This is a genomic window from Stenotrophomonas sp. Ker107b (assembly GCF_053847245.1).
Window position 1 is genome coordinate 719014 of sequence record NZ_JBSPHX010000001.1, and the last position, 13009, is coordinate 732022.

The window sequence follows — 13009 nt, forward strand, 5'->3', positions numbered from 1 at the left end:
CGGGGGCGGCGCAGCCATACGGTCAGGGTTGCGTGCGAAGGTATTCTTATCAAATGAAATTTTTCGGGATATCTATTCCCCCGACGAATACCGTGATTCAATGCGGCGATCAACGCAGAACGGATGTGTGATGACGACCGCACCTGGCCCTTGGACGAATGCCTCCCGGCTCAAGACCCGGCATTTGATGTTGTTGTTGCACCTGCACGAACACGGCTCGGTGCTGCGCGCCGCCGAAGCCGCCGCCATGACCCAGCCGGCCGCCTCCAAGTTGCTGGCGGAAATGGAGGACATGCTCGGGGTGAAGCTGTTCGAGCGGCACGCCCGGGGCGTGGAGCCGACCTGGTACGGGCAGGTGCTGATCCGGCGCGCGCGCTCGGCGATGTCGGAGATCGGCCGGGCGACCGAAGAAATCGCCGCGCTGCGCAGCGGGCATATGGGGCAGGTCTCGATCGGTACCGTGGTCAACCCGGGTACCAACCTGGTGCCGCAGGCGATCGCCGAGGTGAAGCGGGAGTTTCCGGACATCCTGATCCGGGTCGAGATGGACTACAGCCGGCCGCTGGTGGCGCGGCTGCTGGATGGTCAGCTGGATCTGGTGATCGGCCGCATCCTGGGGCCCGAGGGTGCGGCGGACCTCACCTTTGAAGCGCTGGCGGACGAGCCGCATTCGGTGATCGCCCGCGCCGGCCATCCGCTGGCCAGCCGCGACGATCTGCACTATGCCGATCTGGCCAGGCATGGCTGGATCCTGCCGCCGGCCGACAGTGTGCTGCGCGCGCGGCTGGATGCGCTGTTCCTGGAGCAGGGCCTGCCGATTCCGCAGAACATCATCGAGACCAGCTCGCTGCCGGTGATGACCAGCCTGCTGCGCGGCAGTGATCTGCTGGCCGCGTTGCCGGTGGAATCGGTGGCGCCCTACATCCAGGCCAAGCTGCTGACCGTGCTGCCCATCGATGTGGGCGTGCGCATGGAGTCGTTCGGGATCATCTACCGGCGCGGCCACGTGTTGCCGCCGGCCGCCGAGCGCATGCTGCTGGCGCTTCGAACGACCGCGCGCTGGCTGTATCCGGGGCTGCGCGGCAGCGGCTGAAGCGGGCCGGGCCACGGCTGGTATAGGCGGCGTGAATGGTATTCTCCGAAGGAATACATCCAGCCCAATATTTTATTGGCATGGAATGGCTGCCGCTGCCTAAGCTGCCCGCCAGCCGACCGGAAACGACCGGCCGCGTTGTACCCCGCCCCGGAATCCCGGTGGTGGGCATGACCTTACAACCTGATTGTTACAGGCGGCGCCGAACGGCGTCGTCCACCGTCAGCACATGTGTCCTGGGAGGGAAACATCATGTCAGTACGTTGTTGCCGTGGGGCGACAGGCGCATCCGTGCCTGCACGTACCCCCACCGCGTTGCGCCGCCGTGCGCTGGCGGTCTGCGTTTCGATGCTGGTCGCCGGGCAGGTGATGGCCCAGCAGAGCGATATCCAGGACACGAATGCCGCGACCCAGCTGGACACCGTCCAGGTGACGGGTACCCGCAGCAGCGTGACCCGTGCCCAGCAGATCAAACAGAATGCCGAGCAGATCGTCGATTCGATCGTGGCTGAGGACATCGGCAAACTGCCCGACAACAACGTCGCCGAAGCGCTGCAGCGCATCTCCGGCATCCAGATCACGCGCAACTACGGCGAAGGCAGCACCATCGCCATCCGTGGCCTGACCCAGGTGCGCACCGAGCTCAATGGGCGTGACATCTTCACCGCCAATGACGGCCGCGGGCTGAGCTTCGAAGACGTGTCGGCCGAGCTGCTCGGTGGCGTCAACGTGTACAAGAATCCCTCGGCGGAGATGATCGAAGGTGGCCTCGGCGGCACCGTCGATCTGCGCACACGCCTGCCGTTCGACTATGACGGCCGCAAGATCGCCGGCAGCCTGCAGTACAACCACTACGATCTGGCCGATGACAGCAAGCCGGCCTTCTCGGGCATGTTCAGCGACCGCTGGCAGACCGGGATCGGTGAGATCGGCCTGCTGGTGAACTACTCGCAGCAGACCAGCCCGTTCCGCCAAGACACGATTTCGCTGGAGCCCTGGTACTCACAGACCGATCTGCCCGGTTTTGAAGGCACTGAGGTGTTCGTGCCGCACGGCGCCGGCATCAATACCACGGTGGGTGAGCGCAAGCGTCGCACCGGGGCGGTGGCGCTGCAGTGGCGCCCGCGCGACGACATCGAAGTGCAGGCGCAGGTGCTGCGCTCGGACTACGATTTCCGCTGGCAGGATTACTCGTTCTTCGCCTACAGCGGCGGCGATGCCATGCAGGGCGCGCGCGACATCGTGGTCAACGATCGCAACGAACTGGTCAGCGGCGTGTTCCAGAACACCCCGGCTGATTCCAACACCAGCCTCACCCAGCGCAAGTCGATCACCACCGACTACTCGTTGGGCGCCAAGTGGACGGTGACCCCGAACCTGACCTTGAGCACCGATGTCCAGTACGTCGATGCCACCACCAAGGGCACGCGTTACATCGTGGGCACCGGCATGAATGCCACGCCCTTCTACACGATCGACCTGAGTGGCGACCTGCCGTACCTGGCCGTGACCGATGCCGCGGGCAACCAGGGGTACCTGACCGATCCGGCCAACTACGTCGGCTGGAAGTTCCATCTGGACAACAAGGACGACAACAAGGGCACCGAGTTCGCCTGGCGTTCGGACATGGATCTGGCGTTCGATGATGGCTTCGCCCGCAGCTTCAAGGCCGGCGTGCGTTACACCGATCGCAAGGCCGAGAACCAGGGCAACGTGTGGCGCTTCATGTGGCTCGGCGCGCCGTTCGCCGACTTCCCGAACGTGGGCCTGGTGCCGAACCCGATCACCGATTTCTTCCGTGGCAAGAGCTATACCTTCGGCCCCACCCTGAGTGCGGCCGACGCGGCGGTGGAGAACTACGAGCAGACCCTGGCGGCGTTCGGCGCTGATCCGCTGGAATTCTCGCCGAACAACATCAACAACCAGCGCGAGAAGACCTACGCGGCGTATGGCGTGCTGCGCTTCGGCGCGGACGACTGGGGCGTGCCGTTCGATGGCAACGTCGGCGTGCGCGTGGTGCGCACCGAGGTCACCTCCGACGGCGTGCGCACCGGCACCGACATCGAAGGTGGCGGCCTGCTGCCGGTGAATGTGGAGCAGTCCTATACCGACGTGCTGCCCAGCCTCAATCTGCGTTGGATGTTCACCGATCAGCTGCAGCTGCGCTTCGCCGCGTCCAAGGGCATTTCGCGCCCGGGCTTCGACAAGCTCAACCCGAACCTGAGCCTGAGCGCGGCCGATGCCGGTGGCGGGGTGACCCGGCGGACCGGTTCGGCGGGCAACCCCAACCTCAAGCCGATGGAAGCCACCCAGTTCGACACCTCGCTGGAGTGGTACTTCGGCCAAGGCTCGATGATGTACGGCACCGCGTTCTACAAGAAGGTGGACGGCTTCATCGCCAATGCCGTGTTCAACGAGGTCTACGCCGGCGAGAACTGGGAGATCACCCGCCCGGTCAATGGCGATGACGGCAAGATCAAGGGCGTGGAAGTGGGCTACACCCAGTTCTTCGACTTCCTGCCGGGTTGGATGAGCCATTTCGGCCTGCAGACCAACTACACCTACGTCGACTCCAAGGCGCCCAGCCCGAACGCCACCGATACCAACGGCAGCCAGCTGGTGGTGCCGCTGGAGGGGCTGTCCAAGAACAGCTACAACGTCATCCTCAGCTACGAAGTGCCGCGGTTCCAGGCGCGTGTGGCCTACAACTGGCGCAGTGACTGGTTGATCACCACGGCCGGCAACGGGACCGGCAATCTGCCGGTCTACAACAAGGGCTTCGGCCAGCTGGATGCCTCGCTGCGGTTCAACATCAACGACGTGTGGTCGGTGTCGCTGGACGGCATGAACCTGCTCGATACCCGCAACGAGAGCTACCTGGGCTACACCACGCGCTACCGCGATTTCGTGATCAACGACCGTCGCTACGGCATCACCCTGCGCGCGAGCCTGTAACGCGCGTGATCGTCTGTCGGCCTTCCTGCTTCGTGGACCTTCCTCTCCACCACGAAGCGGGCAGGGCCGCAGTTCCTGCTCCAGGCGTGCGGCCGCGATGCCGCACGCCGCTCCACCGGGAGGCCCGTGCATGACCCCCGCCGATTGCCTGATCTGGACGTTGCGTGCATCGGCCCGCGCTGGCCGCTGCCGGGCAGTGTGGCTGGTGCTGCTGCTGGCCGTGTTTCCGAGCGTTGCCGCAGCTGCGCCTTACCAATGGCACAACGTGGCGATCGGTGGCGGTGGCTTTGTGACCGGGCTGGTGTTCCATCCAGCCCAACCGAATCTGCTTTACGCACGCACCGATGTCGGTGGTGCCTACCGGTGGGATCAGACTACCGGCCGCTGGGTCCCGTTGACCGACTGGCTGGGCCGCGACGATGCCAACCTGACCGGCATCGAGAGCCTGGCCGTGGACGCCAGCGACCCGCAGCGCGTCTATCTGGCCGCAGGCACCTATACCAACCCCCGCGTGGGCGACGGCGCGCTCCTGCGCTCGTCCGACCGCGGGGCCACCTTCACCCGCACCGATCTTCCGTTCAAGCTCGGTGGCAACGAGCTCTCACGCGGCAATGGCGAGCGGTTGGCGGTGGATCCGCATCAAGGCCGCATCCTGCTGCTAGGCACGCGCAGCAACGGCCTGTGGCGCAGCGACGACCATGGCGCGCACTGGCAGGAAGTGACGAGCTTCCCGGCGCTCGCGCGCAGTGCGCAGGCCAGTGCGTCGGCCTGGAACGGCACGCAGCAGATCGGCATCGTATTCGTGCAGTTCGATGCGCGCAGCGGCCGTGCCGGACATGCCACGCCGGTGATCCATGCCGGTGTGTCGACCACGACCGGCCCCGCGCTGTACCGCTCCGATGATGCGGGGAAGACCTGGCAGCCACTGCCTGGGCAGCCGCGTGGCCTGCGCCCGACACGCATGGCGCAGGGCAGTGACGGACGCCTGTATATCGCCTATGCGGATCTGCCGGGCCCGGACAGCATGGGCAACGGCGCGCTGTGGCGGTTCGATCCCGCGCAGGGGCGCTGGCAGGACATCAGTCCGGTGCCACAGTCCAGTGACACCCAGGGCGATGGCTTCGGCTGGGGCGGCGTCAGCGTGGAGGCCGGCAATCCGGACGTGGTGATGGCCAGCACCTTCAATCGCTTCGGCCCGCACGACGATATCTTCCGCAGTACCGATGGTGGCCGCAGCTGGGCGCCGGTCATCGCAGGGGCGACGTTCGAACACGACAACGCGCCCTGGACCGCGCACGCCTCCCCGCACTGGATCGCCGATGTGCAGATCGATCCGTTCGACCCGCGTCGGGTGCTGTTCGTCACTGGTTACGGACTCTGGGCGAGCCGCGATATCCGCGCCGCCGACGATGCCCGGCCGGTGCAGTGGTGGTTCCAGAATGATGGGCTGGAGGAAACGGTGCCGTTGGATCTGGTCAGCCCGGTACAGGGCGCGCACCTGCTCAGCGCACTGGGCGACATCGATGGGTTCCGCCACGATGACCTGACCGTGTCGCCATTGCAGTACGCCGGTCCGCGCCTGACCAACAGCGAGAGCATCGACGCTGCGGCGCAGGCACCGTCCCACGTGGTGCGCAGCGGCACCGTGCGGCATCGCCTGCACAACGAGGTCCGTGCGGCCTGGTCGGACGATGGCGGACGTACGTGGCAGACGTTCGTGAGTGAACCGCCGGACGGCGAGGGCGCCGGCCGCATCCGCATCGCCAGCGATGGCGGCCGGGTGCTGTGGCACACGCTGCGCGGCAGCCATTGGTACACCGATGACCACGGCCGACACTGGCAGGCCGTGCGCGGCCTGCCCGACAGTGCCGTGGTGGTCGCGGACACCCGCTCGCCTGCGCACTGGTTTGCATACGACGCCGCCAGCGGCGCATTGCTGCGCAGCGACGATGGGGGCGCCTCGTTCGTGGTCGACCGCGTACGCCTGGCGCCGGCCCCGGCGCTGACGCCTGAGTTGCGCGCCGATCCACAGCAGCCCGGGCTGCTGTATATCGGTGCCGGTCCGCAGGGGCTGCTGCGCTGGCGCGAAGGTGAGCTGCAACGCGTGGCAGGGGTGGACGTGGTTCACAGCCTTGGCGTCGGCAAAGGAGCCCCCGGTCGTGACGTTGCCAGCGTGTTCGTTGCGGGCACCGTCGAGGGCATCCAGGGACTGTTCCGTTCCGATGACGGCGGTGCCCGGTGGCTGCGCATCGATGACGCCGCGCACCAGTTCGGTCAGATTCAACGCGTCACCGGTGATCCGCGCCTGCATGGGCGTGTCTACTTCGCGACCGGTGGACGCGGCATCGTCTATGGAGATCCACAATGAAACGAGCGTGTGCGCTGGCGGTATCGCTGTCGATGTTCACCGTGGCCGTGCAGGCCGAGCCGGTCCTGCCGCGGTTGTTTGCCGATGGTATGGTGCTGCAGCGCGACCAGCCGCTGCCGGTGTGGGGCACGGCCACGCCCGGCGCACGCCTGCAGGTCGGCATCGACGGCCTGCGCGCCAGTACCACGGTCGGTACGGACGGCAGCTGGAACGTCATGTTGCCGCCGCACGCGGCCGGCGGCCCGTTCCAGCTGGAGGTCACGGGCGACGGGCGCGCGCTGCAGGTGCGCGACGTCCTGTTCGGCGATGTCTGGCTGGCCAGCGGTCAATCCAACATGGAGTGGCCGCTGCACGATACGCAGGACGCCGCGGCGGCCATCGCCGCTGCGAACGACGCGCAGCTGCGGCATTTCAAGATTCCCAAATCCTGGTCCGGGCAACCGGAGGCGGCGCTGGCCGGTGGCCACTGGCTGCCGGCGACCCCCGCCAACGCGGGCAACTTCTCCGCGGTCGCCTACTACTTCGCGCGCGAGCTGCGGCAGCACACCGGGGTGCCGATCGGCATCATCGACAGCAGCTGGGGCGGCAGCGCCATCGAGGCCTGGATGCCGGCGGGGATCCAGGGCATCGACGCCGCCACGCTGGCCACGCGGATGCAGGCGCAGCGTGAGCGCGATGCCCGCACGCTGGTGCAGGTACGGCAGCGCCTTGCCCACTGGACCACATTCGATGAGCAGCCGCAGTGGTCGGCGGTGCAGTTCGATGACAAGGACTGGGAGGCCGCCACACTTCCCGGCCTGTGGGAAACCGGCGGCTATGCCGGCATGGACGGCATCGGCTGGTACCGCGCCGAGTTCACCCTGAGTGCCGCGCAGGCAGCGCAGTCCGGCAGCCTCGGGGTCGGGCGGATCGATGATTCGGACCGCACCTTCGTCAATGGCGTGCAGGTCGGCGCGACGACCATGGGCTGGAACACGCCCCGGGTGTATCCGCTGGCGGCCGGCCAGCTGCATGCCGGTCGCAACGTGGTGGCGGTGCGGGTCGAGGACCTGGGCGGTGGCGGCGGTATCCACGGCGAGGCGGCCGAGCTGTTCGTCCGCCTGGCCGATGGCAGCCAGCTGCCGCTGCAGCGGTGGCGGTTCCGCCCCGCCGCGGTCACGGTCGCACTGGACGATGACAAGAACCAGACCCCGACGCTGCTGTACAACCGCATGATCCACCCGCTGCCGCCGTTCCCGATCAAGGGGGTGATCTGGTACCAGGGCGAGAGCAATGCGACCGATACCGGGGCGTTGGCTTACCGCGATCAGTTCAAGGCGTTGATCCAGCAGTGGCGTCAGGACTGGAACGCACCGGCGCTGCCGTTTGTCTGGGTACAGTTGGCCAGCTTCGGCGCGGGCGCCGATCACGGTGACCAGAGCCCGTGGGCGTTGCTGCGCGAGTCGCAATCGGCGGCGCTGTCGCTGCCGCACACCGCGCAGGCGGTCAGCATCGACCTGGGCAATGCGACGGACATCCATCCGCGCAACAAGCGCGATGTCGGCGCACGGCTGGCGCTGGCCGCCCGGCACGCGGCGTATGGTGAAACGCTGGACTACAGCGGCCCGGTGCAGCGCGCCGTCCGCTTCGATCGCGGTCAGGCCGTCATCACCTTCGACCGGATGGGCAGCACGCTGGCGGTACGGGGCGGTGGCACCCAGGTACAGGGCTTCACCGTGGCCGGTGCCGACCGCCGCTTCCATCCGGCACAGGCGCGGATCGACGGTGATCGCGTGATCGCCCACAGCGAGGCGGTCGCCACGCCGGTCGCCGTGCGCTATGCCTGGCGCGAGAACCCGGCCGACGCCGACCTGATCAATTCGCAACAGCTGCCGGCCTCGCCGTTCCGCAGCGATACCTGGTGACCACAAGGACCCCGTGCATGTCTCCGACCACATACCCGCTTCCGCTGTTCCCGCGCCGCCTGCTGCTGCCGGCCGCCTTGCTCTGTCTGCTGGCTGCGTGTGAGCAGGCACCGACACCGAGACCGGCCGAGGGCTCCACGCCGCCCGCTACGGCCGCGGCAGGCAAACCGGCGACGCCCGACGCCGCCAGGCAGGCACCGATCCCGCAGTTCACCAGCAAGGACGGCAAGCACGCGCTGCTGGTGGATGGCGAGCCGTTCCTGGTGCTGGGCGCGCAGGTCAACAACTCCAGCAACTACGCGGCCGCGCTGGAGGCGGTGTGGCCGGCGGTGAAGATCATCGGTGCCAACACCGTGCAGGTGCCGATCGCCTGGGAGCAGATCGAGCCGGAAGAGGGCAGGTTTGATTTTTCCTTCGTCGATACGCTGCTCCAGCAGGCGCGCGAGCATGACGTGCGGCTGGTGCTGCTGTGGTTCGCGACCTGGAAGAACAACGGTCCGGCCTACGCGCCGCGCTGGGTGAAGACCGACAACACCCGCTTCCCGCGGGTGGTGACCCGCGACGGACGCAGCATCGGCTCGCTGTCGCCGCATGCCCCGGCCACGCTGGAGGCGGACCGCAAGGCCTTCGTTGCCTTCATGCAGCACCTCAAAGCGGCTGACCCCCAGCGCACGGTGATCATGGTGCAGCCGGAGAACGAACCGGGCACCTATGGCAGCGTCCGCGATTTCTCGCCGATGGCGCAGCAACTGTTCGACGGCCCGGTGCCGGCCGAACTGCTGCAGAAACTCGGCAAGTCACCCGGCACCTGGGCACAGGTGTTCGGTGCCGATGCCGATGAGTTCTTCCACGCCTGGTCGATCGGGCGCTTCATCGACCAGGTCATTGAAGCAGGCAAGGCGGTGTACCCGCTGCCGATGTACGTCAACGGCGCGCTGCGCGGGCCGTTCAATCCCGGGCAGCCGGGCCAGTACGCCAGTGGTGGCCCGACCGACAACGTGCTGGATGTGTGGAAGGCCGCAGGCCCACACATCGATTTCCTGGCGCCGGACATCTACATGCCCGAGTACCGCATGTACACCACGGTGCTGGAGCGCTATGCGCGGCCGGACAACGCGCTGTTCGTCGCCGAGACCGGCAACGCACCGCCGTATGCGCGTTACCTGTTCCCGACGCTGGGGCACGACGGCATCGGCTGGTCCACGTTCGGCATCGATTTCAGCCATTACAGCAACTACCCGCTGGGCGCGAAAAAGGTGGACGCGGAAACGCTGGCGCCGTTCGCCACCGGTTTCCAGCTGGTCAGCCTGGGCATGCGCCCGTTCGCCAAGGCCTCGTCCGAAGGCAAGCTGCATGGCGTGGCCGAAGAGGCCGGCCAGGCCGTGCAGGACGTGCCGCTCAACGCGCGCTGGCGCGCCACCGTCACCTATGGGGTGCCGCAGTTCTGGTTCCAGGGCCAGCCGCCGGGCAACCCCGAGCCGATCGGCAGCGCGCTGATCGCCGAGCTTGGCCCGGACGAATTCCTGATCACCGCCCAGCACGCGCGGGTCACCCTGCACCCGGCCGGCGAGGCCACCGCGAACATGGTGCTCGATCGTGTCGAAGAGGGGTTCTACAAGGACGGCCAGTGGCAGTTCCAGCGCAACTGGAACGGCGACCAGACCGACTACGGCTTGAACTTCACCACTGCGCCGCAGCTGCTCAAGGTCACGCTGGCGACGTATTGAACCGGGGGTGTCCGCACCCGCGCAACGAATGAGAAGGGAGCACTGAATGCGTTACATGAGCGTACTGAGCGTGCCGCTGCTGGCATTGCTGGCGTCACCGGCGATGGCCCAGAGCCACCGCGTGCTGGACAACGGTGTGGTGGTGGTGCCGGCCCAGGCCGGCGCGGCCCAGGTCCGGCTGGAACTGGTGGACGACAACATCGTGCGGGTCAGCGCCGACCCCGACGGCGACTTCACGCGCACCCCGAGCCTGATGCGCGTCCCCGTACAGGGCAAGCCGCGCTTCACGGTGGAGCAGGGCGGTGGCAACGTGCGGCTGGTCGCGGCCGGCATCAGCGCAGAGATCTCCGAAGCCGATGGCCAGGTCAGCTTCCGTGACGCCCAAGGCAAGCCGCTGCTGGCCGAGCGCGCCGGTGGCCGCAGCTTCAGCCCGCTCACCGTGGAGGGCAAGGCGTACTACAGCGTGCGCCAGCGCTTCGAGTCGCCCGGCGATGAAGCGATCTACGGGTTCGGTCAGCATCAGCAGGGCTGGATGAACCAGAAGGGCCGCGACGTCGAGCTGCTCCAGGGCAACATCGACATGGCGGTGCCGTTCATCGTCTCCAGCCGCAATTACGGTCTGCTCTGGGACAACAACGCGATCACCCGCTTGGGCGACCCGCGCGGGCTGCAGCCGCTGCAGGCCTCGCTGCAGGTGTTCGATGCCAAGGGCAAGGCCGGCGCGTTGACCGCCCGCTACATCGTCGATGGCAAGACCCGCGTCGAGCGCCGCGAGCTGGAAGTGAACTACCAGTACATCAAGGATCTCACCGCGTTCCCGGCCAAGGGCAAGAACGGAGCTGAAGGGGGGCGCTCGCAGGTGGTCTGGGAAGGCGCGATCGAGGCGAAGACCGCCGGTCGCCATACCTTCTCCCTGTACGGCAGCGAATACATCAAGCTGTATGTGGACGGCAAGCTGGTGATCGACCGCTGGCGCCAGAACTGGAACCCGTGGCATCACGAATTCGCGCTGGAGCTGACGCCCGGCACCCGCCACCAGATCAAGGTCGAGTGGGACCTGATCGACCCCAGCTACATCGCGCTGCTGCACCGTGATCCGCTGCCGCAGGCCGAAGCCGCCGATCTCTCGCTGTGGTCCGAAGCCGGGCAGATGGTGGACTATTACGTGGTCGCCGGGGGCAATGCCGATGAGGTGATCGCCGGCTATCGCGAGCTCACTGGCAAGGCGGTGATGCTGCCCAAGTGGGCCTACGGTTTCTGGCAGAGCCGCGAGCGTTACAAGAGCCAGGATGAGCTGCTCGGCGTGCTGGACGAGTACCGCCGCCGCAAGCTGCCGATCGACAACATCGTGCTGGACTGGTCGTACTGGCCCGAAGATGCCTGGGGCTCGCACGACTTCGATCCCACCCACTTCCCCGATCCGGACGGCATGGTCAAGCACATTCATGACCAGCACGCGCAGGTCATGATTTCGGTGTGGCCGAAGTTCTACCCGACCACGGCCAACTACAAGGAACTGGACGCGGCCGGCTTCATGTACCAGCGCAACGTCGAGGTGGGCGAGCTGGACTGGATCGGCAAGGGCTATAAAAACTCCTTCTACGATCCCTACGCGGCAAAAGCGCAGCAGATCTACTGGCGCCAGATCAACGAGAAGCTGAACAGTAAAGGCTTCGATGCCTGGTGGATGGACGCCGACGAGCCGGACGTGCACTCCAACCTGGATATCGGCGAGCGCAAGGCACGTACCACGCCGACCGCACTGGGCCCGTCCACCGAGTTCTTCAATTCGTATCCGCTGCCGCACACCCAGGGGGTGTACGAGGGCGATCGCGCGGCCGATGGCCAGCGTGTCTTCATTCTCTCGCGCAAAGGCTATGCCGGCACCCAGCGTAATGCGGTGGCGGTGTGGAGCGGCGACATCGTGTCGCGGTGGGATGACATGCTCGAGCAGATCTCGGCCGGCGTGAACACCGCCATGTCCGGCCTGCCCAACTGGACCTTCGACATCGGCGGCTTCTCCACCGAGAAGCGCTATTCCGAAGAAGATCCGGCGCACCTGCCCGAGTGGCGTGAACTCAACACCCGCTGGTTCCAGTTCGGTGCGTTCGTACCGCTGTTCCGCTCGCACGGGCAGTACCCGTTCCGCGAGATCTGGAACATCGCCCCGGAAGGCACGCCTTACTACGACAGCATGGTGTATTACAGCCGCCTGCGTTACACGCTGCTGCCCTACATCTACACCCTGGCCGCCGACACCTGGCACCACGACGGCAGCATCATGCGCGGCCTGCCGATGGACTTCCCATCCGATCCGGCGGTCCGTGACATCAACGACCAGTACCTGTTCGGCCCCTCGCTGCTGGTCGCCCCGGTCACCACGTTCGGCGCGACCTCGCGCAAGGTGTACCTGCCGTCCGGTACCACCTGGCTGGATTACTACACCGGCCAGCGCCTGCAGGGTGGCCAGACCATCGATGCCGCCGCGCCGCTGGAACGCATCCCGCTGTACGTGCGGGCCGGCGCGATCATCCCGACCGGACCGGTCCAGCAGTACGTGGATGAACAGCCGGACGCGCCGTTGACCGTGGTGGTCTACACCGGCGCGGACGGTGCGTTCTCGCTGTACGAGGACGACGGCCGCAGCTACGGCTATGAGAAGGGGCAGTTCAGCCGCATCCCGCTGCAGTGGAACGAGGCCACGCGTGAACTGCGCATCGGCAAGCGCGACGGTCAGTGGAAGGGCATGCAGGCGCAGCGCACGATCCAGGTCCGCTTCGTGGAGGGACCGCGTGCCGACGCCGGTGCGCTGGCCCCGGCCATCGATCAGACCGTGCGCTACGACGGCAAGGCGGTGGTCGTGCCGCAGCGCAAGATGGCAGCCGCGCGCTGATCGCCTAGGATGAAGATGACTACCGGTGGACATTTCGCCTTGGAGGGCGTTGACGTGGCAGCAGGCAGC

At 66.8% G+C, this 13009-nt stretch carries 5 protein-coding genes and 1 pseudogene; all 6 read left to right on the top strand.

Annotated elements, in window-relative coordinates:
- The first annotated feature begins 130 nt into the window (after positions 1 to 130).
- Positions 131 to 1093, top strand: a complete 963-nt coding sequence (locus tag ACWV8V_RS03505; RefSeq protein WP_259260318.1) for a LysR substrate-binding domain-containing protein — start codon at positions 131 to 133, stop codon at positions 1091 to 1093.
- A gap of 408 nt (positions 1094 to 1501) precedes the next feature.
- A pseudogene (locus tag ACWV8V_RS03510) lies at positions 1502 to 4048 on the top strand (TonB-dependent receptor); the annotation flags it as partial.
- Positions 4049 to 4178: 130 nt separating this feature from the next.
- Complete coding sequence (locus ACWV8V_RS03515; RefSeq protein ID WP_455898949.1) at positions 4179 to 6416, top strand: WD40/YVTN/BNR-like repeat-containing protein; 2238 nt, start codon at positions 4179 to 4181, stop codon at positions 6414 to 6416.
- A complete protein-coding gene (locus tag ACWV8V_RS03520) occupies positions 6413 to 8320 on the top strand; it encodes a sialate O-acetylesterase (RefSeq protein ID WP_455898950.1) in 1908 nt (635 codons plus the stop codon). Before ACWV8V_RS03515 ends, ACWV8V_RS03520 begins: the two co-directional genes overlap by 4 nt.
- Positions 8321 to 8337: 17 nt before the next feature.
- The gene (locus ACWV8V_RS03525) at positions 8338 to 10047 is read left to right on the top strand and encodes a DUF5597 domain-containing protein (RefSeq protein WP_455898951.1); all 1710 of its coding nucleotides are present in this window, start codon (positions 8338 to 8340) and stop codon (positions 10045 to 10047) included.
- Positions 10048 to 10093: 46 nt separating this feature from the next.
- Positions 10094 to 12940, top strand: coding sequence for a TIM-barrel domain-containing protein (locus ACWV8V_RS03530; protein ID WP_455898952.1), 2847 nt, complete (start codon positions 10094 to 10096; stop codon positions 12938 to 12940).
- Positions 12941 to 13009 lie beyond the last annotated feature (69 nt).

Excerpts from the sequence above, each read along its gene's own strand:
- ACWV8V_RS03525 (WP_455898951.1), top strand. The coding sequence starts at position 8,338 with ATGTCTCCGACCACATACCCGCTTCCGCTGTTCCCGCGCCGCCTGCTG.
- ACWV8V_RS03505 (WP_259260318.1), top strand. The coding sequence starts at position 131 with ATGACGACCGCACCTGGCCCTTGGACGAATGCCTCCCGGCTCAAGACC.
- ACWV8V_RS03520 (WP_455898950.1), top strand. The coding sequence starts at position 6,413 with ATGAAACGAGCGTGTGCGCTGGCGGTATCGCTGTCGATGTTCACCGTG.
- ACWV8V_RS03530 (WP_455898952.1), top strand. The coding sequence starts at position 10,094 with ATGCGTTACATGAGCGTACTGAGCGTGCCGCTGCTGGCATTGCTGGCG.
- ACWV8V_RS03515 (WP_455898949.1), top strand. The coding sequence starts at position 4,179 with ATGACCCCCGCCGATTGCCTGATCTGGACGTTGCGTGCATCGGCCCGC.